The organism is Microlunatus capsulatus, from assembly GCF_017876495.1.
Taxonomy (GTDB): Bacteria; Actinomycetota; Actinomycetes; order Propionibacteriales; family Propionibacteriaceae; genus Microlunatus; species Microlunatus capsulatus.
The window spans coordinates 4,002,589-4,025,048 of sequence record NZ_JAGIOB010000001.1 but is presented as its reverse complement, the minus strand read 5'-3'; the positions used below and the strand labels follow the sequence as shown (position 1 = coordinate 4,025,048).

Below are 22,460 nucleotides of genomic sequence, written 5' to 3'. Positions count from 1 at the left end.
CGGGCGCCCACCCGCGTCGGGCATCCTGGGGGCATGGCGACGCTGCGCAGGAGCAAGGCCGTCCGCGTCCTCGGCGGGACCGCCCTGATGCTGGCCTTCGTGGCCGTGGTGCTCGCGCTGCTGGTGCGGCAGGCCGGGGACTGGGGCGTGCCCTACTTCTCGTTCACCTCCGACAACGGCTCGCCCTGCCGCAACGACCTCACCGGCTTCACCTGCGAGCCGCTGACCCTCGCCGACGTCCAGCTCTTCGGCGACCTCGACCTGCCCGAGGACACCGTGGTGCTCGCCGGCAGCTACCGGGCCACCCACGACTACCGGATGAGCGCCCAGCTGCGGGTGCCGGCGGCGTCGGCGGGCCGCGCGGGGTCGGCGCTCCGCGAGGCCTTCGGCCCGTGCCGCGACGGCGTCTCCACCCCGCTGGTGACGACGGGACTGCGCAAGGTCTGCGCGATGGCCAGCGAGGAGGGCGCCGACGCCTCCGGCGAGCTGCCGAGCCGGCTCTTCGCCGTCGGCTCCGGGCTGGACCGGTCGGGCGACCGGCTCATCGCCCTCTCGGTCCGCTCCCGCTAGGCGGGAGGCAGCGGCGCCGGCTCCACCGGCAGCAGGTGCTCCGCGCGGAAGCCGAGCAGCGTCCGGGCCCGGGTGAGGTCGATCGGCACCTCGCGGCCGGCGAAGGACCGCAGCCGCGGCACCCCGGGGGCGTGCCGGTCCAGCAGGTCGTCGGTCGGGTAGGGCACGTTCGTCTCGTCGGCGGCCACGAAGACGGCGTGCGCGCCGCGGGCCCGGCTCAGCAGGGACAGCTCGACGGCGCGGGCGGCGTCGCGGACGTCGAGGTAGGACCAGCCCTCCGTCGCGCCGTGGTCGAGGTTCTCCACCGCGGCGGCCGCGTGCTCCAGCAGCACCTCCCGCGGGGCCGTCATGGGGAAGCGCAGGGCGGTGACGTCGGTCCCCCAGTGCCGGGCGGCCATCTCGGCGGTGCGCTCGTCGGTGAACTTGCTGAGCGAGTAGGGGTCGTCGAGGTCGGCCGGCAGCCGCTCGTCCAACGGGTAGTAGGCCGGGCGGACGTCGTGGGAGTTGAAGGGGCCGCCGTAGGCGTTGATGCTGCTGGCGATCACCGCACGGCGCACGCCCCGCTCCCCCGCGTGCGCCAGCACCGTGAACGTGGAGACGACGTTGGTGGAGAACACCGTCGTCCAGTCAGCCAGGTCGGGGCTGGGGATGGCGGCCAGGTGCACGACCAGCTCGACGCCCTCCAGCGCCTCCTCCACCGCCGCGTCGTCGCGGGTGTCGCCGTGCAGGACGCGCTCGGCGGCGACCTCGGGGGCGTCGTCGCGCGGCAGCGAGAGGGCCGTGACGCGGGCGCCCAGCCCGCTCAGCCGCTCGCAGGTGGCGGAGCCGATGCGGCCCTCCGCCCCGGTGACGAGGATCCGGCGGCCGGCGAGGTCGGAGGCGGGGGTGCTCACGCGGACGATCCTGCCAGGCGCGCGAGCGGGTGCGCAGCACCCCCTGGCCCGCCCCCGGCCGGCCCCGGACGCGCACGAGGCGCCCTCCCCGGTCGGGGAGGACGCCTCGGCGTCAGCGGGCCGCGGTCAGCGGGCCGCGGTGCCCTCGACGTAGTCGTCGTCGTGGCTCTTGACCCAGGCCATCAGCTCGCGGAGGTCGTGGCCGACCTTCTCGATCGGGTGCGCGGCACCCTGCTCGCGGAGCTTGAGGAACTCCGGCGCGCCGGCGTCCTGGTCGTCGATGAACCGCTTCGCGAAGGCGCCGTTCTGGACGTCGGTGAGGACGGCCTTCATGTTCTCCTTGACGCGGGCGTCGATGACGCGCGGCCCGGAGACGTAGTCGCCGTACTCGGCGGTGTCGGAGACGCTCCAGCGCTGCTTGGCGATGCCGCCCTCGTACATGAGGTCGACGATCAGCTTGAGCTCGTGCAGGCACTCGAAGTAGGCGACCTCGGGCTGGTAGCCCGCCTCGGTCAGCGTCTCGAAGCCGGCCATCACGAGGGCGGACGCGCCGCCGCAGAGGACGGCCTGCTCGCCGAAGAGGTCGGTCTCGGTCTCCTCGGTGAAGGTGGTCTTGATGCCGCCGGCGCGCAGGCCGCCGATGCCCTTGGCGTAGGCCAGGGCGAGGTCCCACGCCTTGCCGGTCGCGTCCTGCTCGACCGCGACGAGGACGGGGACGCCCCGGCCCTCGGCGTACTCGCGGCGGACGAGGTGGCCCGGGCCCTTGGGGGCGACGAGGGCGACGTCGACGCCCTCCGGCGGGTTGATGAAGTCGTAGCGGATGTTGAAGCCGTGCGCGAAGAACAGCGCGTCACCGGGCACCAGGTTGGGCTCGATCGCCTCGGCGTAGAGCTTGCGCTGCGAGGGGTCGGGGGTGAGGACCATGATCAGGTCCGCCTCCTCGCAGGCCTCGAACGGCGTGAGCACCCGCAGGCCCTGGGCCTCGGCCTTGGCGCGGCTCTTGCTGCCCTCGGGCAGGCCGACGCGGACGTCGACGCCGGAGTCGCGCAGCGACAGCGCGTGGGCGTGGCCCTGGCTGCCGAAGCCGAGGATCGCGACGTTGCGGCCCTGGATCAGGGACAGGTCGGCGTCGGAGTCGTAGAACATCGTTGCTGGCACTGGGGAGCTCTCCTTGGAAGTCACGCAGGCGGGTCCTGCGGGTGGGTCGTGCGGGTGGCGGCTCGGGCCGCCGACCATCTTGGCCGATGGCGCGCCGTCGTCGGACCAGGTCAGACGGCGTGGACGGCCTTCGTGCGCTCGGCGCGGCCGGCCCGGTCCGTCATCGAGCGGTTGCCCCGGCCGAGGGCGACGAGCCCGGACTGGACGAGCTCGCGGATGCCGTAGGGCTCCAGCAGGCTGAGCATGGCGGCCAGCTTCTCGGGCTTGCCGACCGCCTCGACGGTGAGGATCTCGGCCGTGACGTCGACGACCTTGCCGCCGAACAGGCCGATGACCTCGATCAGCTGACCCCGGGTCTCGGCGGTCGAGCGGACCTTGACCAGGATGAGCTCGCGGCGGACCGCGTTCTCCTCCAGCTCGACGATCTTGAGCACCTCGATCAGCTTGTTGAGCTGCTTGGTGATCTGCTCCAGCACCTGGTCGTCGACGGTCACGGCGAGGGTGATGCGGGACATCGTCGGGTACTCGGTGGGCCCGACGGCGAGGGACTCGATGTTGTAGCCGCGCCGCGAGACCAGCCCGGACACCCGGGCCAGGACGCCGGGCTTGTTCTCGACCAGCACGCTCAGCGTGTGCGTCGACAGCTCCCCGCTCACAGTTCCAGCCCTCGCTCGTCCGCTGCGCTCACAGGACCGCTGAGCTCGTTCGCTGCGCTCACAGGGTCTCCCCGTCCCAGATCGGCGCCATGTCGCGCGCGACCTTGATCTCGTCGTTGCTGGTGCCGGCGGCCACCATCGGCCACACCATGGCGTCCTTGTGGACCACGAACTCCACGACGACGGGCGCGTCGTCGATCGAGAGCGCCTTGTCGATCACGGCGTCGACGTCGTTCGGGTCCTCGGCGCGCAGCCCGACGCAGCCCATCGCCTCGGCGAGCTTCTGGAAGTCGGGCACGCGGTTGGTCTTGAGGTCGGTGTTGGAGTAGCGGCTGCCGTAGAACAGCGTCTGCCACTGCCGCACCATGCCGAGGCTCTGGTTGTTGATCACGGCGATCTTGACCGGGATGCCCTCCAGGGCGCAGGTGACGAGCTCCTGGTTGGTCATCTGGAAGCAGCCGTCGCCGTCGATCCCCCACACGACGCTGTCCGGCTTGCCCACCTTGGCGCCCATGGCCGCCGGCACGCAGTAGCCCATCGTCCCCAGACCGCCGGAGTTGAGCCAGCGGCCGGGCAGCTCCCAGGGCAGGTAGTGCGCCGACCACATCTGGTGCTGGCCCACGCCCGAGGCGTAGTAGGCGTCCGGGCCCGTCATCTCGCCGATCCGCTTGATGACGTGCTGCGGCGACAGGCTGCCGTCCTCGGGCATCTCGAACCCGGTCGGGTAGCGCTTCTTGAGGTCGGTCAGGTAATGCACCCACTCGCCGATCTCGGGGTGGGTGTCGGTGCTGCGCAGCAGGGTCACCAGCTCGGCGATGACCTCCTTGCAGTCCCCGACGATCGGCACGTCGGCGGTGCGGTTCTTGGAGATCTCGGCCGGGTCGATGTCGGCGTGGATGACCTTGGCGCCCGGCGCGAAGCTGGACAGCTTGCCGGTCACCCGGTCGTCGAAGCGGGCGCCCAGGGTGATCAGCAGGTCGCTGCGCTGCAGCGCGCCGACCGCCGGCACCGTCCCGTGCATGCCCGGCATGCCCATGTTCTGCGGGTGGCTGTCGGGGAAGACGCCCAGCGCCATCAGCGTCGTGACGACCGGGATGCCGGTGAGCTCGGCCAGCTCCTTGAGCTCCTTGGCCGCGCCGGCCTTGACCACGCCGCCGCCCACGTAGAGCACGGGGCGGCGCGAGGCGGTGATCAGCTTCGCGGCCTCGCGGACCTGCTTGGTGTGCGGCTTGGTCACCGGCCGGTAGCCCGGCAGGTCGAGGGTGCGGGGCCACTCGAACCCGGCGCTGGCCTGCAGCGCGTCCTTCGTGATGTCCACCAGCACGGGCCCGGGGCGTCCCGTCGAGGCGATGTGGAACGCCGACGCGATGGCGGCCGGGATGTCCGCAGCCTCGGTGACCAGGAAGCTGTGCTTGGTGATCGGCATCGTGATGCCGCGGATGTCGGCCTCCTGGAAGGCGTCGGTCCCGATGGAGGGGCCGGCGACCTGGCCGGTGATGGCCACGATCGGCACCGAGTCCATGTGCGCGTCGGCGATCGGGGTGACGAGGTTGGTCGCGCCCGGTCCGGAGGTCGCCATGCAGACGCCCACCTTGCCGGTGACCATCGCGTAGCCCTCAGCCGCGTGCCCGGCGCCCTGCTCGTGCCGGACGAGGATGTGCCGGACCTTCGTGGAGTCGTAGAGGGGGTCGTAGGCCGGGAGGATGGCTCCGCCGGGGATGCCGAAGACGACGTCGGCCCCGACCTCCTCGAGGGACCGGACGAGCGACTGCGCTCCGGTCAGCTGGTCGGCGGTGCTCTGCGGCTCGGACATCGGCTGCTCCTCGGCCTTGCTGGGTCCCGACCGGACCCGGGGTGGATGTTACGCCTGTGCTACGCGGACCTCTCCCGACCGCTCACGGCCAGAAAAAAACCCCCGACCGCCCGGAGGCAGACGAGGGAGCGCGTCGGGAGTCAGGTGGACTCAGCCGACACGCTGGCTAACTACGAGGATCTGGGTGCGAGGCACGAGCACACTCTAGGCCGCTCCCCCGCCCCAGCCCAAGGCCCCCCACCGCCGTCTTGCCATGCGGAAGGACCGTCGGGCCTCCTAGCAGTTCCGGCCCGGCCCTCAGAGCAGCAGCGCCGCGGTCCGCAGGAACGGCGCGGCCGCCCGCTCGGCCCCGAAGGAGCGCACGTAGAGCCCGGTGGAGACGCGCTCGAGGAAGCCCCACGCCCAGATCCGGTCGGCGTCGACGCCGCTGCGCTCGGCGAGCAGCGTGCACCAGCCCTCGAGCCGGCGGCGGGCGCCGGGGCCCTCCAGGTGCGCCGACCAGTCGCGCAGCGCGACGCCGAGGTCGTAGGCGCGGTCGGCGACGAAGCCGTCGGGGTCGACGAAGCACCAGCCCGACGCCGCCCCGGCCCGCGGTCGCGGCACCCGGAGCAGGTTGCCGGGGTGCGGGTCGCCGTGCACGACGACCAGCTCGGCCGGGTCGACGACGGCGAGCCGGCGGGCGTGGTCGAGCGCGGTGGTCAGGACCCGCTCGTCGGCCGGTGCCCCCTGCTCCACCCAGAGCCGGGCGACGAGGTCGTGCAGGCCGCCCGCCTTGTCCAGGGGCGGGTCGGGATGGCCGGCCGGCGGCAGCCAGGCCTCGGCGAGGGTGTCGGCCAGCAGCCGGAGCTGCTCGGCCGGCGGCAGGGCCGACTGCGCAAGGCTGGGGCCGAGCGCCTCGAGCAGCAGCGCGTGCCGGGCCGGGTCGTGCGCCAGCAGCCGGGCGTACCCGTGCCCGTCGGCCCGACGCAGGGTGGCGGCCTGGGCCGCGAGCGCCGGGTCGGGGAGGGCGAGCTTGAGCACGGCGTCGGCCCCGTCGGCCGTCCGGGCCCGGACGACGTAGGAGCTGCTGCCGCCCGGGACCGGCCGGCCGGGGGTCAGCGACCACTGCTGCGCCAACGCGTCGACCGCCGCGGGCAGCCCGGCCTGCCAGGCCCGGCCGACCTCGCCCAGGCTGGCCACCCGGGCGCGGGTCAGCGGCTGCAGCCGGATCGGACCGGAGGGGTACGGCGGGTCCACCGGCCGAGGGGCTGGCACGTCCTCCGGCTCCGGCACCCGCCGACCGTACCGGTCGGGGCCACCGGCGACGAGCCGGTGACCGGGGCGGCGGCTCCGGCTCAGCCGGTCGGGCCGCCCAGCAGGCGGGCCTGGACCCGGCCCGGGAAGCGGACGCTGAACCGGGTGCCGCCGAGCACCTCGGCGAGGGCGGCCAGCCGCTCGGCCAGGGCGTCGCGGCGGGCGGGCGGCACCGGCTCGAAGTAGTGGGTGACCAGGGTGCCGTCCTTGCGCTGGGCCCAGGCGCCGACGACGCGGCCGTCGACCCACAGCGTCGGACCGGCGTTGCCGTTGCGGTCGAAGGCGTCGGCAGCGGTCGCGGGCAGGTACCAGTCGCGCTCCTTCCAGCCCATCGTCGTCGGGTCGAGGCCGGGCAGCGCCGCCACCCACGGCTCCGGCTCGGGCGAGACCTCGTCGTCGGCCGCCAGCCAGCCCCGGCCGCCGTCGAGCTCGACGGGCACGGCGCCGCACGCGGCCAGCGCCCGCGTCGTCGTCGCCCCGGTCCAGCCCGCCCACCACTGCAGGTCGGCGGTGGTGGCGGGGCCGAAGCGGCGCAGGTAGTGGTCGGCCAGCACGGCGGCGGCGGGCTCGGGCTCCTGCTCCCCCAGCCCGCCCGGCAGCCAGTCCGGCGCGAGGGCGTAGCGGTAGGCCCCGTTGACCCAGCTGCCCGTCGGCGCGGCGCGCAGCACGTCGCCGGCGAAGCCGAGGGTCAGCAGCACCCGGGTGTGCGCCGCCTGGGTCGCCACGTCCTGGCTGGCCGAGGGCACCCGCAGCGGACGGGTCAGGGCCGGCACCCGGCGGCCGACGTCGCGGGCGGTGCTGGGTCCGTGCCGCTCCAGGTCGTCGAGCACGAGGTTGCGCGCACCGGCCAGCCAGTCCTCCGGGTCGGCGACGCCGGAGGCGGCGAGCATGGCCAGCGTCCGGCGCCGCTCGGGGCCGAGCAGCCGCCGGGTGGCCGCCGCGTGCACCGTCCGGACGACCTCCGGGGTGCCCACCCAGAGGGTGCGGCGCATGGCGTGGTGCCGGACGAGGCTGCGGTCCTCGTACAGGGCGGTGGCGACGGCGGCGAGCGAGGGCGTCGCCATCCGCACCGCCGCGGACAGGTAGACCGTCACCGGGTCGGAGGAGTGCAGGGCCACCAGGTCGTCGACCAGGGCGGGCAGGTCGTCGGTCCGCCGCCGGGGCAGCAGCCGGTGCCGCTCCGCCAGCCTCGCCCGCCGCTCCGGACCGCCGATCATCCGCACGGGGCGACTCTAGGCGCCGGCCTCGACCGGGGTCGCGACGTCCACCCAGGTCCAGGGCTCCGTCCCCGGCCGGTGCAGCGCGGCGTCCAGCTGCTCGACCCCGACGCCCGGGGCCGGCGCGGCGAGCCAGACGCCCTGGTCGGTCCAGTGCCAGGCCAGCCGGGGACCGCCCGCCCCGGCGGTGGCCGCGTGCAGGGCGCGGGCGACGGCGACGTGCAGGACGGTGCTGAGGTACGTAGCGTGGCCGCGGTGGACGAGGGTGGTGACCTCGGTCCCCAGGACCAGGCGGACCCGCGTCCGCACCGCCCCGCCCTCGGGCACCAGCGTGACGTCGTCCAGCCGCACGGGCAGCGCGGGCCCGACGAGGCGGGCGAGGTCGGCCACCTGGCCCGCGAGCGACGCCGCGTCCTGCTCGACGTGGCTGTCGTGGAAGACCAGCGCGGCCAGGTGGTCCTCGGGCCGGAACCCGGGCCGCCACCAGTCCGCCTCGGAGAGGCCCGCGAGCACCGTGTCGACGGTCACCGGCTCCCCCGCGTCGGCGACGGCCTCGACGAGGTCGGCCGGGTCGGGCACCCGGGGCGCCAGCAGGCCGAGGTCGCCCAGCGCCGCCACCAGCCGGTCGAGCTCGCGCCGGCCGTCGGCCGAGAGCTCGACCGCGGGCGGCCGGTCGCGGTCACCGGCGACCACGACGCGCTCGACAGCCGCCGGGCGGGCCGGGGACGGCGGCGCGGCGGCCCGACGGGCACGGGCGAGACTGCGGGCGGCCATCACCAGCAGCGCGGCCAGCGCCGCGGCTGCGGCGAGGAACGGGAACGCCCGGTCCAGGGCCGAGCGGCCACCTGCGCCCGACGCCTCGGCGGCCAGCCCGACGCCGACGAGGTAGCCCCCGGCGACCAGCGCGCAGACCACCTGCAGACCGGCGACGAGCAGCTCGCCCCGCCGCCGGTCCACGGGTGACCTCAGGAGCAGATGGCGCCGACGTTGGCCGACTGGACGAGCTTGGCGTACTTGGCCAGCACGCCCCGGCGGACCGGTCGCGGGGTGGGCGTCCAGACCGACCGGCGACGCTCCAGCTCGGCCTCGTCGACCTCGAGCTCCAGGGTGCCGCCGGCGACGTCGAGGACGATCGCGTCCCCGTCCTCGACCAGGGCGATGGGACCGCCCTCGGTCGCCTCGGGGGCGATGTGGCCGACGCAGAGCCCGGTCGTGCCGCCGGAGAAGCGGCCGTCGGTGATGAGCATGACGTCCTTGCCGAGCCCGGCGCCCTTGATCGCCCCGGTGATGGCGAGCATCTCGCGCATGCCCGGACCGCCCTTGGGGCCCTCGTAGCGGATGACGACGACGTCGCCCTTGCCGACGGTGCCGTCCTCCAGGGCGTCCATGGCCGCCCGCTCGCCGTCGAAGACCCGCGCGGTGCCGCGCCAGACGTCGGTGTCGAAGCCGGCGCTCTTGACCACGGCGCCCTCCGGCGCGAGCGAGCCGCGCAGGATGGTGATGCCGCCCGTGGCGTGGATCGGGTTGCTCAGCGCCCGCACGATGGTGCCGTCGACGTCCGGCGGGGCGATGTCGGCGAGGTTCTCGGCCATCGTCTTCCCGGTGACGGTCAGGCAGTCGCCGTGCAGGAGGCCGGCGTCGAGCAGGGCCTTCATGACCACGGGCACGCCGCCCACCCGGTCGACGTCGTTCATCACGTAGCGGCCGAAGGGCTTGAGGTCGCCGAGGTGCGGGACCTTCTTCCCGACCCGGACGAAGTCGTCGAGGGTCAGGTCGACCTCGGCCTCGGCGGCGATGGCCAGCAGGTGCAGGACGGCGTTGGTGGAGCCGCCGAACGCCATCGTGACGGCGATGGCGTTCTCGAACGCCTCCTTGGTCATGATCTGGCGGGCGGTGATGCCGCGCCGCAGCAGCTCGACGACGGCCTCGCCGCTCTGCCGGGCGTAGATGTCGCGGCGGCGGGCGACGGCGGGCGGGGCGGCCGAGCCGGGCAGCGACATGCCGAGGGCCTCGGCCGCGCTGGCCATGGTGTTGGCGGTGTACATGCCGCCGCAGGCGCCCTCGCCCGGGCAGATGGCCTTCTCGATCTCGGTGACCTCCTCGCGGGTGATGAGCCCCTTGAGGCAGGCGCCGACGGCCTCGAAGGCGTCGATGATCGTCACGTCCTTGTCGCCCACCCGGCCGGGCATGATCGAGCCGGCGTAGAGGAAGACCGAGGACAGGTCGAGGCGGGCCGCGGCCATCAGCATGCCGGGCAGCGACTTGTCGCAGCCGGCCAGCAGGACCGAGCCGTCGAGCCGCTCGGCGCTCATCACCGTCTCGACGGAGTCGGCGATCACCTCACGGCTGACCAGGGAGAAGTGCATGCCCTCGTGGCCCATGGAGATGCCGTCGGACACCGAGATGGTGCCGAACTCCAGCGGGAACCCGCCCGCGGCGTGCACGCCGTCCTTGACGGCCTTGGCCAGCCGGTCCAGCGACAGGTTGCAGGGGGTGATCTCGTTCCAGCTGGAGGCGACGCCGACCTGCGGCTTCTCCCAGTCCTCGTCGCCCATCCCGACGGCGCGGAGCATGCCGCGCGAGGCGGTGGCCTCGAGGCCGTCGGTGACGACCCGGGAGCGCGGCTTGATGTCGACGCCGGCGCTGGCGGTGGGAGGGGCTGCGGTGTCCGGGGTCGTCGTGTCGGCGGTCATGGCGTCACGCTAACCCCCGCCGCGGACAGCCTCCGTCCCGATCCGCAGTCCGGAACCGCGCGGGCCGCTCAGCGCCCGGCGGGCACGGCCCCGGGCCGCGCGGCGCGGGCGCGGACGACCAGCTGCCAGGCCAGGCCGACGACGAGGACGACGCCCAGCACGGGCCCGAGGTTGGCGACCAGCTGCTGGAGGGCGTCGAAGCTGCGCTCGCGGCCGCCTCCGTAGGGCAGCACGGCCAGCGGCAGGCAGGCGCACACCCACAGCACCCAGGCCCCGGCCAGCAGCCGGGCCCAGCGCGGGATCCCCGAGCGGACGACGGCGACGGCCATCGGCAGGATCCAGACGTAGTGGTGGGTCCACGACAGCGGCGAGGCGAGGCAGGTGCACAGCCCGACCAGCGCGACGGCGAACACCTGCTCCCCGCGCCGCCACCAGTGCGCGGCGACGAGGGTGCCCAGCAGGGCCACGGTGCCGGCGACGGCCAACCCGAGCAGGGTGGTCGTGCGCGAGGTGTCGCCGAGGCGGAAGAAGACCCCGAGCAGCGACTGGTTGCCGGTGTAGAGCGGCGACGCCGTGCGGGTGTCGCCGCCGGAGAGGCCGAAGAAGAACTCCAGCGTCTCCGAGGTCAGCAGCAGGGCGCCGATGCCGGTGAAGACGGCGAAGCTCACGACCCCGGTGACCGCGACCCGGCGGCGGCCGGCGAGGAAGGCGAAGACCACGAACAGCATCGGCGTCAGCTTGATCGCCGCGGCGAGCCCGATGAGCGTGCCCTGCGGGATGCGCCGCCGCTCGCCGGGACGGTCGGGCAGCAGGTCGGCGACCACGAGCGCCATCAGCAACGTGTTGACCTGGCCGTAGCCCAGCGTCGTCCGGATCGGCTCGACGGCCAGCACGACGGCGACGCCCAGCAGGCCGAGCACCCAGCCCCGCGGCACCCGGCAGCGGCGCAGCACCGACTGCTGGGCGCCGACGAGCGCCAGGGTCCAGACGACCTGCCAGAAGACGTAGGGGCCGAACGCGAGCGGCACCATCAGCACCGCCGCGATCGGCGGGTAGATGAAGTAGAGGTTCCAGAACGGGGTGGTCGTCTCGAAGATGTTGCCGCCGGCCAGCATGTCCTTGACGGCGTAGACGTAGACCTGCAGGTCGATGGTCGAGGGCTGCCAGGGCCACGCCTTGCCGTAGGAGATCACCCAGGGCAGGACCAGCAGGGCGGCGACGAACGGCGGCAGGACCTCGACCAGCAGCAGCCCGGCGCGGCGGGCGCGGGTCACCGGGACCCGGTCAGCCGGGCGTGCACGGCGTCGAGGTCGGCGTCCAGGTCCTCGGCCGGCGCGGCGCCCCGGTCGCCCAGCAGGTGGGCCAGTCCCGGTGCGGCGGCGTAGCGCGGCAGCAGGTGGACGTGCAGGTGCGGCACCTCCTGGCCGGCCACCGGGCCGGCGGAGGAGAGCAGGTTGAGGCCGTCGGCGCCCAGCCGGTCGACGAGCAGCCGCGCCGTGGCGTCGACGCAGGGGCCGATCTCGGCCAGCGCCGGCGCGCCGTCCAGCAGGCTGTCGACGTGCCGGCGCGGGACCACGAGGGTGTGCCCGCGGTGCAGCGGCGCCAGGTCGAGGAAGGCGACGGCGTGCTCGTCCTCGTGCACCCGCCGCGCGGGCAGGTCGCCGGCCACCACGGCGCAGAAGACGCAGCTCACGCCGAGCCGCCGGTGGTGATGACGTTCTCCAGCGGCTCGCCCGCGGCGAACCGGCGCAGCTGCGCGGCGATCAGCCGGTCCGAGCGCGGCCAGAAGGCCGAGCTGGCCCCGCCGACGTGCGGTGCGACGAGCACGCCCGGGATCTGCCACAGCGGGTGGTCCGGGGGCAGCGGCTCCGGGTCGGTGACGTCGAGCGCCGCCCGGATCCGGCCGGTGCCGGTCTCGGCGACCAGCGCGTCGGTGTCGACGAGCTTGCCGCGGGCGACGTTGACCAGCAGGGCGTCGTCGGGCAGCAGGGCCAGCTCGGCCGCGCCGATCAGGCCCTCGGTCTGCGGGGTGTGCGGCGCGATGACGAAGACCACCTCGGCGCGGGGCAGCACCGCGTGCAGGTCGTGGACCGAGCGGACCTCGGGCTGGCCGTCGCGGGCCCGGCGCGCGAGCCGGGTGACCGAGGCCACCTCGAACCCGGCGAGGCGGGCGTCGATGGCCTCGCCGATGTGGCCGTAGCCGATGATCAGGACGTGCTTGTCGGCCAGCGACGAGCCGAACCGGCCCTTCCAGGTGCCGGTGGTCTGCTGGCGGGCGTAGACGTCGAGGTGCCGCCCGCTCGCCAGCGCCAGGGCCAGCGCCATCTCGGCGGTGCTGGCGTCGTGGACGCCGGCCGCGTTGCACAGCTGGACGCCGTCGGGCACCCGCGGGACGTAGTTCTCGACGCCGGCGGTGAGGGTCTGGACGACCTTCAGGCTGGTCATCTCCTCCGCGCGGCGGAGCACCTCGGGCCCCTTGAGGTAGGGCACGACGAGGAACTCGACGTCGGCGACGCTGTCGGGCCAGGAGCCGTCGTCCAGGAAGCAGTCGACGCGCACGCCGTCGGGCAGTCCGCCGGTCCGGGCCTCCGCCTCGGCGAGGTCGGCGTAGGGCAACCACGCGACGGGGGGGTTCTGACGCGACTCCGACACCGACGAGCTCCTGTTCACGCGGCGCCGAGGCGCACGGGGTGGCCGGCGTCCCGGATCGCCATCTTGACCTCCGAGATCCGCACGGTACCAAAGTGGAACACCGTGGCCGCGAGCACCGCGTCCGCCCCGGCGGCCACCGCAGGCGGGAAGTCCGCGGCCCGGCCGGCGCCCCCGGAGGCGATCAGCGGCACGTCCACCACGGCCCGCACGGCGCGGATCATCTCGAGGTCGAAGCCGTCGGTGGTGCCGTCGGCGTCGATGGAGTTGAGCAGGATCTCCCCCACCCCGAGCTCGGCCGCCCGGGCCGACCACTCGACGGCGTCCACCCCGGCCGCCTGCCGGCCGCCGTGGGTGGTGACCTCGAACCCCGACGGGGTGGCCGCCGAGCGCCGGGCGTCGACGGAGAGGACGAGCACCTGGTTGCCGAAGCGCTGGGTGATCTCGCGGATCACCTCCGGCCGGCGCATCGCGGCGGTGTTGATGCTCACCTTGTCGGCTCCGGCCCGCAGCAGGGCGTCGACATCGGCGACCGAGCCGACCCCGCCACCCACCGTCAGCGGGATGAGCACCGTCTCGGCGGTCCGGCGGACCACGTCCAGGGTGGTCCGCCGGCCCTCGACGGAGGCGGAGACGTCGAGGAAGGTCAGCTCGTCAGCGCCCTCGGCGCCGTACACCGACCCCAGCTCGACCGGGTCGCCCGCGTCGCGGAGGTCGGCGAAGTTGACGCCCTTGACCACCCGGCCCTCGTGGACGTCGAGGCAGGGGATGACCCGGACGGCGACCGACATGGCGACCAGCCTAGGGGGAACGGGTCCTGTCACCGGCCACGTCTACAGTGCTGCCCGTGCCCGAACTGCGTGCTGACCGTGCCTGAGCTGGACCCCGGCTTCCTCGCCCTGCCGCTCGACCGGCTGCGCGACGCGGCCCTGTCGCGGGCCCAGGAGCTGGGCTGCAGCCACGCCGACGTGCGGGTCGAGCGGCTGCGCGGCGGCCACCGCAGCCTGCGCGACCGCGCCCTGGAGGCGGCCGAGGACAGCCAGAGCCTGGGCCTCAGCGTCCGCGTCGTGCACGACGGCGTCTGGGGCTTCGCCGCTGACGTGACGCTGACGGCCGAGGGCGCCGCCCGGCTGGCCGAGCGGGCCGTCGTCACGGCGAAGGTGTCACGCCCGCTCACCCCGCAGCGGGTCGAGCTGGCCGACGAGCCGGTGCACGCCGACGCCCGCTGGGTCTCGGACTACGCGGTCAACCCCTTCGACGTCGACGAGTCCGAGCGGCAGGCCCGGTTGCTGGCGCTGGTCGAGCCGCTGCTGGCCGCCGAGGGCGTCACCCACGCCGGCGCGGAGCTGTCCTGGGTGCAGGAGAACAAGTACTTCGCCAACCTGGCGGGCACGACGACGACGCAGCAGCGGGTCCGGATCCAGGCCCAGCTGACCGCCGTGCACGTGGGCCCTGAGGGCTTCGCGACCATGCGGACGCTGGCGCCCCCGGCCGGGCGCGGCTGGGAGTACCTGACGGGCACCGGCTGGGACTTCGACGCCGAGGTCGCCGAGCTGCCGTCCCTGCTCGCCGAGCACGTCGCCGCCCCGTCGGTGGAGGCCGGCCGCTACGACCTGGTGATCGACCCGTCGAACCTCTTCCTCACCATCCACGAGTCCATCGGCCACGCCACCGAGCTGGACCGCGCCCTGGGCTACGAGGCGGCCTACGCCGGCACCTCGTTCGCCACCTTCGACCAGCTCGGCTCCCTGCACTACGGCAGCCCGGTGATGACCGTGACCGGGGACCGCACGGTCCCGCACGGCCTGGCCACCGTCGGCTTCGACGACGAGGGCGTGGCCCAGCAGGAGTTCGACATCGTCCGCGACGGCACCCTGGTCGGCTACCAGCTCAACCGGCAGATGGCGGCCGAGAAGCAGCTGGGCCGCTCCAACGGCTGCGCCTTCGCCGACGCGGCCGGCCACATCCCCATGCAGCGGATGCCCAACGTCTCGCTGCAGCCGGCGCCGGACGGGCCCTCCACCGAGGAGCTCATCGGGGGCGTCGAGCACGGTCTCTATGTGGTCGGCGACAAGTCCTGGTCGATCGACATGCAGCGCTACAACTTCCAGTTCACCGGCCAGCGCTTCTACGCGATCGAGGACGGCCGGCTGGCCGGGCAGGTCCGCGACGTGGCCTACCAGGCCACCACCACCGACTTCTGGCGCTCGATGGAGGTGGTCGGCGGTCCGGAGACCTACGTGCTGGGCGGCGCCTTCAACTGCGGCAAGGGCCAGCCCGGCCAGGTGGCCCCGGTCTCCCACGGCTGCCCGTCCGCGCTGTTCCGCGGCGTCAACGTGCTCAACACCGCCGCCGAGGGGAGCCAGGGATGAGCGACACCACCAGCACGGGCGCCGCCACCGCGCAGGAGCTGGTCGAGGCCGCCCTGGCCCGGACCACGCTGCCGGCCGTCGTCCGCCTGACCGAGCGCTGGGAGGCCAACCTGCGCTGGGCGGCCAACGAGCTGACGACCAACGGCGAGATGCACGGCCGGACGCTGACGGTGGTGGCCACGGCCCCGGTCGAGGGCGGCACCGCCGTCGGGACGGTGAGCCAGGAGGTCGCCGGGACCGACGAGGTGGCCGCGGTGGTGGCCGCCGCCGAGCAGGCCGCGCGCAGCGGCCCGCCGTCGGAGAACGCCGCCCCGCTCGTGACCGGCGACCCCTCCCAAGGCTTCGACGAGCCGCCGGCCACCACGGGGATCGAGGTGCTGGGCCGGCTGGCCCAGAGCCTGGGCGAGGCCTTCGCGGCCGCCGCCGGGGCGGGGCACCTGCTCTACGGCTTCGCCGAGCACGTCGTCACCACCACCTACCTGGGCTCGACGACGGGGCTGCGGCTCCGCGGTGTCCAGCCGACCGGCCGCTTCGAGCTCAACGGCAAGACCGCCGACCTGAGCGCCTCGGCCTGGGTGGGCGCGCCCTCGCGGGACTTCACCGACGTCGACGTGGCGGCTCTCTACGGCGAGCTGCGCACCCGGCTGGGCTGGGCCGCCACCCGCATCGACCTGCCCGCCGGCCGCTACGAGACGCTGCTGCCGCCCGGGGCCGTCGCCGACCTGCTGATCTACCTGCTGTGGACGGCGAACGCCCGCGACGCCGAGGAGGGCCGCAACGTCTTCTCCGCCGGCGACGGCCGCACCCGCCTGGGCGAGCGGCTGGCGCCGCTGCCGCTCACGCTGCGCTCCGACCCGGCCCAGCCGGGGCTGGAGACGGTCCCGTTCGTCGACCAGCTGCAGTCCGGGGACGGCACCTCGTGGGTGTTCGACGTCGGGCTGCCCGTGCCGGCGACGACCTGGGTCGACGGCGGCGTGCTGACCGAGCTGGTCCGCAACCGGGCGCAGGCCACCGCCACCGGCACCGCGCCGACCCCGCCGGCCGACAACCTCGTCGTCACCGCCGACGGCCCGGACGGGCCGGGCACCGGGGCGACGCTGGAGGAGATGGTCGCGCGCACCGAGCGCGGGCTGCTCGTCACCTGCCTCTGGTACATCCGCGAGGTCGACCCGGAGCGGCTGCTGCTGACGGGGCTGACCCGTGACGGCGTCTACCTCGTCGAGGACGGCGAGGTGAAGGGCGCGGTGAACAACTTCCGCTGGAACGAGTCGCCGGTCGAGCTGCTGGGCCGGATCAGCGAGGTCGGCGCGTCGGAGGCGACGCTGTGCCGGGAGTGGAACGACTTCTACAACCGCACGGTCATGCCGCCGGTCCGGGTGCCGGACTTCAACATGTCGACGGTGAGCCAGGCCTCCTGAGCCGGCCGCGGATGAGAGCTCTCTCATCCGCGTCTCCTGGGCCTCTCACCCCCGACCGGTGGAGTGGGGTCCATGCCGATCTCCAAGAAGTCCTGGGTCGTCGTCGGGGGCACCGCGACCGCCTTCGCCCTGGCCCCCCTCGCCGCCGTCGCCGTCCCCTCGGTCCTCGACCAGCCGGTGAGCAGCCGCGGCGTCGTCGTGGCCGCCGCCGTCCCCGGTCCGGCCGCGGACCCCGACCCCTCGGTGGGTCCGGGCACCGCGGACGCCGGGGACAACCCGACCGTCAGCCCGGCCAGCCCCAGCACCCCGGGCTCGGCGGCCGACACGGCCCCGACCGCGGTCACCCCGCCCACCCCGGTCTCGCCGGTGACGGCGGCCTCCCCCGTCTCCCCGAAGTCGCCCGTCTCCCCGAAGTCCCCCGTCTCCCCGAAGTCCCCCGTCTCCCCGAAGTCCCCGGTCAGCCCGGCGTCGCCCGACACCGCGGGCTGACGGGCGCGGTCAGCGCCCGAGCCGGTAGCCCGCCCCGCGGACCGTCTCGATGAGCTGGCTCCCGATCTTGTTGCGCACGTAGCGCACGTAGACGTCGACGACGTTGGACCCCGGGTCGAAGTCGTAGCCCCACACCCGGGACAGCAGCTGCTCCCGGCTGAGGACCTGGCCGGGGTGCTGCAGGAACATCTCGAGCAGCGCGAACTCGCGCGCCGAGAGCTCGACCCGGGCGTCGCCCACCGAGGCGATCCGGGTCCGGACGTCCAGGGACAGCGACCCGTGGCTGAGCACGGTCGACGGCGTCGTGACGCTGTCCCGCAGCCGGATCCGGACCCGGGCCAGCAGCTCCTCGAAGCGGAACGGCTTGGCCATGTAGTCGTCCGCCCCGCCCTCCAGCCCCGCGACCGTGTCGGTCACCGAGTCGCGCGCCGTGAGGATGATGACCGGCAGGCTCGAGCCCTGCCCGCGCAGCGCCTCCAGCACCTCGAAGCCGCTCATCCCCGGCAGGCCGATGTCGAGGACCATGAGGTCGAACTGGCCCGAGGCCGCGTGCTCGAGCGCCAGCCGGCCGTCCCCGGCGACCGTCGTCGCGTGCCCGGCGGCACGGAGGCCCTTGTCGACGAACGCGGCGATCCGCGCCTCGTCCTCGGCGATCAGGATGGCTGCCATGCCGGCTCCTTGCTGGTGGTGGGCGTGGTGGCGCTGACGGCGCCGGGCTGTCGGGGCAGCACGAGGGTGAACGTGGACCCGCGGCCGGGGGCGCTCTCGAGGTCGACCCGGCCGTGGTGGGCCTCGGCGATGGCGCTGACGATGGCCAGCCCCAGCCCGGCTCCCGGGTCGGGCCCGCTCGGGCGCTGGGAGCCGCGGCCGAAGCGCTCGAAGACCGTGCTCTGCTCGGCCGGGTCGATGCCGACGCCCTCGTCGCGCACCCAGAGCAGCAGCTCGTCCCCGCGCACCCGGCCGCCGAGGGCGACGACGCCGCCGGGCGGGGTGAACTTCACCGCGTTCGCGGCCAGCTGGACCAGGGCCTGGGTGACGCGCTGCGGGTCCACCCAGGCGACCTCCTCCGGCGAGTCGTCCAGCGTCCAGCGGCGGTCCCCCAGCGTCGTCACCTTGTCGAAGACCGAGAACAGCAGCTCGGCCACCCCGGTCGGGGTGAGCCGGACGAAGTCGGGGCGGCGGGCCTTGGCCAGCACCATGAGCTCGTCGACCAGCCGCTGCATGCGGTCCAGCTCGTCGATGGCCAGGTCGCGGGTGCGGGCGACGTCGTCGGGGTCGGCGGTGTCGACGAGCTCCAGGTGCCCGCGGACGATGGTGATCGGGGTCCGCAGCTCGTGCCCGGCGTCGTCGAGCATCCGCCGCTGGGTGTCGAAGGAGGCCGACAGCCGGTCGAGCATCGCGTTCATCGTGTGGCCCAGGTCGGCGACCTCGTCGTGGCTCGACAGCTGCTCGGCCGGGATCCGGTCGCTGAGGTCGGTGTCGCTGATCCGCTGGGCGGTCCGGCGCAGGGCGCGGAGCGGGGAGAGCAGCCGCCCGGCCACCTGGTAGCCGACCAGCGCCACCACCCCGAGGGCCAGCAGGCAGACGACGGCGTAGGTGAGGTGGGTCCGGTTGACCGGCGCCAGCGCGGCCCGGACGTCGACGGCGGCGACGTAGTGGCCGAGGCCGGCGGAGCCCTCCACCTGGATCGGCACGGAGATGTAGGCCATCCGCGGGTGGGCCGCGGTGCGGATCTCGCGGACCGCGACCGGCTGGCCGGGTTCGGCCGCCGAGGCCGCGCGCACCAGCTCGGGGTCGGCGGCCAGGCTCAGCTGGAAGGCGTCGCTGGAGGTCGGCACCCAGGCCACCTCGCCGTCGACCAGGCCCATGATCCCCTCCCCCGGGTCGGGCACCGAGCGCTTGATGGCCACGAACAGGACGTCGCTGGGACCCCGGATGACCCGGCCGGCCCCGCCGTCGGCGGCCAGGGCCGAGACCGTGTTGATCTCCTCGTTCTCCTGGCTGAGGGCCTTCTGGATCCCCTCGAAGGTGGAGTGCCGCGCCAGCAGGTAGGAGACGGTGCCCGCGCTGACCATCCCGAGCGCGGTGGTGACGAGGACGGCGGAGAGGATCCGCATCCGCACCGAGACCCGGCGGGGCGGCCTCCGGCGGCGGGCGGGCAGCTCGGCGCCGGTCTCGGTCATCGGACCAGCATGCCGCACGCGGGGCCGCCAACCGGCCCCTGACCAGGTGAGGATCTTCTCATCGCGCCCTCACGACGGTCTCACGGCCGGCCGGTGGAGTACTCCCATCGCCACCACGGCCACCCCGGCCCATCCCAGGAGGACACCATGAACGCCACCACCACCGCCCGCATCCGCCGCAGCCTCGCCGCCGGCAGCATCACCCTGCTGGGCGCCTCGGCCCTCTGGCTCGGCGCCACCGGACCGGCAGCGGCCGCCACCTACACCTGCCACGGCGCGAAGGCGACGATCGTCGGCACCGGCGCCAGCGACGAGATCGAGGGCACCTCGGGCCGCGACGTCATCGTCGGCCTCGGCGGCTCCGACGAGATCGACGGCAACGGCGGGAACGACATCATCTGCGGCGGCAGCGGCAACGACGAGATCGACGGCAGCGGCGGCGACGACTGGATCGACGGCGGCGCCGGGCACGACGAGATCGACGGGGAGTCGGGGAACGACACCCTCTACGGCAGCACCGGCAAGGACGTGCTCGAGGGCGGCTCGGGCAAGGACCGCCTCGACGGCGGCACCAACAACGACCACCTGCAGGGCGACTCGGGCGCCGACAGCCTCTTCGGCCGCTCGGGCCACGACCTGCTCGAGGGCGGCACGGCCAGCGACAAGCTGAACGGCGGCGCCGACAGCGACTCGATCCACCAGCGCTACGCCTCCGAGCGCACCGAGGACCGCTGGGAGTCCCGCTACGGCCGCGACGACTGACTCCCGCGCCGGGGCCGACCCGGCCGACGCACCCACGGCTCCGCCGGACCTCGTCCGACGGAGCCGTGGCGCGTTCCCGGTCGACGTCCCCGTCGTCCCCGGGAGAGCGGGGTCAGCCCGGGTAGCGGATCTCCCGGGTGACCACGCCGCTGGTGCCCGAGACGTTCCGGGCCTGCACGGCGAAGGTGTAGGTCTCCCCCGGGACCAGGCCGCCGAAGAAGGCGTCGGCCGTGGTGGTCTCCGTGCGGGTGGCCTCACCCCAGAGGTCGGGCCCGGTGCGGGTGACCGTGTACTCGACGTAGCCGTTCCAGGGCGCGTCGTTGGAGGTGACCTGGACGAGGATGCCGCCGGAGTCCAGCTGCAGCGAGACCACCACCGTCGGGTCGGACGGCGGCGAGGGGGCGAACCGCAGCTCGGCGGCCGGGCTGGGCGTCCCGGTGCCGGCCTTGCTGAGCGCGGCGACGAAGAACGCGTAGGTGCCGTTGGCCTCGAAGAACAGCCCGTCGGCCTCGAGGCCGAGGGTGAGCGTGCGCGCGCCCGCTGCGGCCCGCCCGCACTGCGGCCCCGGCCAGGAGTTGAAGACCTGGACGGGACTGGCGCAGACCAGGTAGCCGGTGAGCGGGGCGCTGCCGCGCTCGGCCGGCGGCGACCAGGTCGCCGTCGCGGTGTCGGCGGCGTCGTCGACGGTCCAGCTCACCTGCACCGGGGCTCCCGGGGCGACCGGGTCGGCCACGTGCAGCAGCCGGTCCGGTGACCCGCGGAGGTCCCGGACGACGCCCGTGGTGGCCTCGGCGGTCAGCGCGGCGGCGACGGCCCGCGGCGAGGCCCGGCGGTGGTTCTCCAGGTAGCGGGCGACCGCGCCGGTGGCGTGCGCGGCGGCGAAGGACGTGCCGCTGACGGTGCCGGAGGTCGTGGCGATGTCCACCCCCGGCGCGAAGAGGTCGAGGCAGCGGCCGAAGTCCGAGGTGGCGGCCCGCCGGTCGGTGATGTCGGTCGCGCCGACGGTGAGCACGCCCGGGACCCGGGCCGGGCTGTAGCGGCAGGCGTCGTCGCGGACGTTGCCCGCCGAGGCGACGACGGGGATGCCGGCGGCGACGACCCGGCGCACCGCCCGGTCCCCCAGGCCGAACGCGTGGCCGGCGCCGCTGAGGTTCACCACCACCGGGCCGTCGGGGCGGTGCCGCAGCGTCCAGTCGAGCGCGGCGAGCACCCGGCTCCAGGAGCCGGTGCCCGAGCAGTCGAAGACGCGCAGCGGCACGACCGCCACCCGGTCGGCCACCCCGGTGCGGTCCCCCGCCACGATCTCGGCGACCCGCGTGCCGTGGCCGCCGCAGTCGCGGGCGTCGCGGTCGTCGTCGACGAAGTCGTGGCCGGGCCGCACCCGGTCGCCGAGCTCGGGCACGGCGTCGACGCCGGTGTCGAGGACGACCGCGGTCACGCCCTCGCCGTCGCTGTCGAAGCGGTACACCGGACCGCCGGGCTCCTGGGGGTCCAGGGTGACCGGGGTGCGGGAGGACAGCCGCAGCACACCCCAGTTCGCGACCTCCTCGTGGGACAGCGCGCCGGGCAGGCAGCCCGGGCAGGCGTTGGCGATGATCTTGCGGTCCGGCGTCACCGTGAGGACGCCGCGCTGGGCCCGCAGGGTCCGGGCCTGCCGCGGCGTCAGCTGCGCCGCGAACCCCTCCAGCACCTCGCGGTAGCGCCGCGTCACCGTGCCGCCGTCGGCCTCGGCCCGCCGGGCCGCCCGGGACGCCGCCCGCGCGGTGGTGGCCTCCACCAGGTAGGTGGTGCGCCCACCCGTAAAGGCGGCGGCCGCCGGGTCCGCGGTCTCCGGGGCCGCGGTCGTCGCGACCGGGGCCGGCGGCGCCGGGACCGCCGGCGCGGCCGCTGCCGGCAGCAGGCCGGCCTGGCCCAGCGCCAGCGCCGCGGTGAGCGCCAGCCCCCCGGCCAGCCGGCCGACCCTGCCGGTGCGGCCGTCCGCCGACGTCCGGTCCTCAGGCTCGCCGGCTCTGCCCTGGGAGCGGTCGCGCCCGCCCTCGGTCCTCGTGCTCATCGGTCCTCCTGATCGCGGGCGTCGTCGCCCAGCGCCCTGCCCCCAGAACGCGAGCTCCAGCCAAGCAGCCGGTCCGCGGGCCCGTCGATGCTGCGACCGCCCCCTCTCCGGACGACAGCCGTGTCCCTCGATCGGAGGAACGCCGGTCCGCCGTGGACGCCGTGCTTGCCGCCGCGGGCGATCCGGGTGATCCTCTCCTGGGCGCAGCCCTCCCGCGGCGACGCGGGCCGTCCCCCGGCGG

General features: G+C 74.8%; 20 protein-coding genes. 5 read left to right on the top strand and 15 right to left on the bottom strand.

The features are described from left to right. The first annotated feature begins 33 nt into the window (after positions 1-33). Positions 34-570 carry a hypothetical protein gene (locus JOF54_RS18715; protein ID WP_210058581.1) on the top strand — a complete coding sequence of 179 codons (537 nt, stop codon included), beginning with the start codon at positions 34-36 and terminating at the stop codon, positions 568-570. On the opposite strand, the gene JOF54_RS18710 is transcribed toward JOF54_RS18715, so the two are convergent. The 12 genes from JOF54_RS18710 to hisF all read right to left on the bottom strand — a co-directional run bounded on the left by JOF54_RS18710 (position 567) and on the right by hisF (position 13,733). Continuing rightward, on the bottom strand, positions 567-1,463 hold the full coding sequence (locus JOF54_RS18710; RefSeq protein ID WP_307804372.1) for an NAD-dependent epimerase/dehydratase family protein: 897 nt from the start codon (positions 1,461-1,463) through the stop codon (positions 567-569). The two genes, JOF54_RS18715 and JOF54_RS18710, sit on opposite strands and share 4 nt — an antisense overlap. A gap of 126 nt (positions 1,464-1,589) precedes the next feature. Continuing rightward, positions 1,590-2,609 (bottom strand): ketol-acid reductoisomerase, encoded by a 1,020-nt coding sequence (ilvC, locus tag JOF54_RS18705; RefSeq protein WP_210059706.1) that lies wholly within the window; start codon positions 2,607-2,609, stop codon positions 1,590-1,592. Between the two features lie 122 nt (positions 2,610-2,731). Next, positions 2,732-3,277 carry an acetolactate synthase small subunit gene (gene ilvN / locus JOF54_RS18700; RefSeq protein WP_425560605.1) on the bottom strand — a complete coding sequence of 182 codons (546 nt, stop codon included), beginning with the start codon at positions 3,275-3,277 and terminating at the stop codon, positions 2,732-2,734. Positions 3,278-3,335: 58 nt separating this feature from the next. Beyond that, the gene (locus JOF54_RS18695) at positions 3,336-5,090 is read right to left on the bottom strand and encodes an acetolactate synthase large subunit (RefSeq protein ID WP_210058579.1); all 1,755 of its coding nucleotides are present in this window, start codon (positions 5,088-5,090) and stop codon (positions 3,336-3,338) included. Between the two features lie 297 nt (positions 5,091-5,387). After that, complete coding sequence (locus JOF54_RS18690; RefSeq protein ID WP_307804371.1) at positions 5,388-6,326, bottom strand: aminoglycoside phosphotransferase family protein; 939 nt, start codon at positions 6,324-6,326, stop codon at positions 5,388-5,390. Between the two features lie 98 nt (positions 6,327-6,424). Continuing rightward, on the bottom strand, positions 6,425-7,600 hold the full coding sequence (locus tag JOF54_RS18685) for a winged helix DNA-binding domain-containing protein (protein ID WP_245361098.1): 1,176 nt from the start codon (positions 7,598-7,600) through the stop codon (positions 6,425-6,427). Between the two features lie 15 nt (positions 7,601-7,615). After that, the gene (locus JOF54_RS18680; RefSeq protein ID WP_210058575.1) at positions 7,616-8,557 is read right to left on the bottom strand and encodes a hypothetical protein; all 942 of its coding nucleotides are present in this window, start codon (positions 8,555-8,557) and stop codon (positions 7,616-7,618) included. A gap of 8 nt (positions 8,558-8,565) precedes the next feature. Continuing rightward, positions 8,566-10,293 carry a dihydroxy-acid dehydratase gene (gene ilvD, locus JOF54_RS18675; RefSeq protein WP_210058573.1) on the bottom strand — a complete coding sequence of 576 codons (1,728 nt, stop codon included), beginning with the start codon at positions 10,291-10,293 and terminating at the stop codon, positions 8,566-8,568. A 68-nt stretch (positions 10,294-10,361) separates the two neighbouring features. Next, a complete protein-coding gene (locus tag JOF54_RS18670) occupies positions 10,362-11,567 on the bottom strand; it encodes a glycosyltransferase 87 family protein (RefSeq protein ID WP_210058571.1) in 1,206 nt (401 codons plus the stop codon). Beyond that, the gene (locus tag JOF54_RS18665; protein ID WP_210058563.1) at positions 11,564-11,986 is read right to left on the bottom strand and encodes an HIT family protein; all 423 of its coding nucleotides are present in this window, start codon (positions 11,984-11,986) and stop codon (positions 11,564-11,566) included. Before JOF54_RS18665 ends, JOF54_RS18670 begins: the two co-directional genes overlap by 4 nt. After that, complete coding sequence (locus tag JOF54_RS18660) at positions 11,983-12,945, bottom strand: 2-hydroxyacid dehydrogenase (RefSeq protein WP_210058554.1); 963 nt, start codon at positions 12,943-12,945, stop codon at positions 11,983-11,985. Before JOF54_RS18660 ends, JOF54_RS18665 begins: the two co-directional genes overlap by 4 nt. 14 nt (positions 12,946-12,959) lie before the next feature. Then, entirely contained in the window at positions 12,960-13,733 is a 774-nt protein-coding gene (gene hisF / locus JOF54_RS18655) for an imidazole glycerol phosphate synthase subunit HisF (RefSeq protein WP_210058552.1), read from the bottom strand. Between the two features lie 69 nt (positions 13,734-13,802). On the opposite strand from hisF, the gene JOF54_RS18650 reads away from it, so the two are divergent. The 3 genes from JOF54_RS18650 to JOF54_RS18640 all read left to right on the top strand — a co-directional run bounded on the left by JOF54_RS18650 (position 13,803) and on the right by JOF54_RS18640 (position 17,221). After that, the gene (locus JOF54_RS18650; RefSeq protein WP_307804369.1) at positions 13,803-15,314 is read left to right on the top strand and encodes a TldD/PmbA family protein; all 1,512 of its coding nucleotides are present in this window, start codon (positions 13,803-13,805) and stop codon (positions 15,312-15,314) included. Further along, a complete protein-coding gene (locus JOF54_RS18645) occupies positions 15,311-16,732 on the top strand; it encodes a metallopeptidase TldD-related protein (protein ID WP_210058550.1) in 1,422 nt (473 codons plus the stop codon). Before JOF54_RS18650 ends, JOF54_RS18645 begins: the two co-directional genes overlap by 4 nt. A gap of 72 nt (positions 16,733-16,804) precedes the next feature. Continuing rightward, on the top strand, positions 16,805-17,221 hold the full coding sequence (locus JOF54_RS18640) for a hypothetical protein (protein WP_210058548.1): 417 nt from the start codon (positions 16,805-16,807) through the stop codon (positions 17,219-17,221). Between the two features lie 9 nt (positions 17,222-17,230). On the opposite strand, the gene JOF54_RS18635 is transcribed toward JOF54_RS18640, so the two are convergent. Continuing rightward, the gene (locus JOF54_RS18635) at positions 17,231-17,890 is read right to left on the bottom strand and encodes a response regulator transcription factor (RefSeq protein ID WP_210058546.1); all 660 of its coding nucleotides are present in this window, start codon (positions 17,888-17,890) and stop codon (positions 17,231-17,233) included. Further along, complete coding sequence (locus JOF54_RS18630; RefSeq protein WP_210058544.1) at positions 17,875-19,404, bottom strand: sensor histidine kinase; 1,530 nt, start codon at positions 19,402-19,404, stop codon at positions 17,875-17,877. The genes JOF54_RS18635 and JOF54_RS18630 overlap by 16 nt, the downstream gene beginning before the upstream one ends. A 147-nt stretch (positions 19,405-19,551) precedes the next feature. Here JOF54_RS18630 and JOF54_RS18625 point away from each other — a divergent pair, with 147 nt between their 5' ends. Further along, on the top strand, positions 19,552-20,166 hold the full coding sequence (locus tag JOF54_RS18625; protein WP_210058542.1) for a calcium-binding protein: 615 nt from the start codon (positions 19,552-19,554) through the stop codon (positions 20,164-20,166). Between the two features lie 112 nt (positions 20,167-20,278). Here the strand turns inward: JOF54_RS18625 and JOF54_RS18620 are convergent, their stop codons facing one another. Continuing rightward, the gene (locus tag JOF54_RS18620; RefSeq protein WP_210058524.1) at positions 20,279-22,219 is read right to left on the bottom strand and encodes a S8 family serine peptidase; all 1,941 of its coding nucleotides are present in this window, start codon (positions 22,217-22,219) and stop codon (positions 20,279-20,281) included. Positions 22,220-22,460: the final 241 nt, after the last annotated feature.

Bases quoted from the DNA above. Each gene is read 5' to 3' on its own strand.
- JOF54_RS18715 (WP_210058581.1), top strand. From the start codon at position 34: ATGGCGACGCTGCGCAGGAGCAAGGCCGTCCGCGTCCTCGGCGGGACC.
- ilvC (WP_210059706.1), bottom strand. From the start codon at position 2,609: ATGTTCTACGACTCCGACGCCGACCTGTCCCTGATCCAGGGCCGCAAC.
- JOF54_RS18695 (WP_210058579.1), bottom strand. From the start codon at position 5,090: ATGTCCGAGCCGCAGAGCACCGCCGACCAGCTGACCGGAGCGCAGTCG.
- JOF54_RS18685 (WP_245361098.1), bottom strand. From the start codon at position 7,600: ATGATCGGCGGTCCGGAGCGGCGGGCGAGGCTGGCGGAGCGGCACCGG.
- ilvD (WP_210058573.1), bottom strand. From the start codon at position 10,293: ATGACCGCCGACACGACGACCCCGGACACCGCAGCCCCTCCCACCGCC.
- hisF (WP_210058552.1), bottom strand. From the start codon at position 13,733: ATGTCGGTCGCCGTCCGGGTCATCCCCTGCCTCGACGTCCACGAGGGC.
- JOF54_RS18645 (WP_210058550.1), top strand. From the start codon at position 15,311: ATGAGCGACACCACCAGCACGGGCGCCGCCACCGCGCAGGAGCTGGTC.
- JOF54_RS18640 (WP_210058548.1), top strand. From the start codon at position 16,805: ATGCCGATCTCCAAGAAGTCCTGGGTCGTCGTCGGGGGCACCGCGACC.
- JOF54_RS18635 (WP_210058546.1), bottom strand. From the start codon at position 17,890: ATGGCAGCCATCCTGATCGCCGAGGACGAGGCGCGGATCGCCGCGTTC.
- JOF54_RS18630 (WP_210058544.1), bottom strand. From the start codon at position 19,404: ATGACCGAGACCGGCGCCGAGCTGCCCGCCCGCCGCCGGAGGCCGCCC.
- JOF54_RS18625 (WP_210058542.1), top strand. From the start codon at position 19,552: ATGAACGCCACCACCACCGCCCGCATCCGCCGCAGCCTCGCCGCCGGC.
- JOF54_RS18620 (WP_210058524.1), bottom strand. From the start codon at position 22,219: ATGAGCACGAGGACCGAGGGCGGGCGCGACCGCTCCCAGGGCAGAGCC.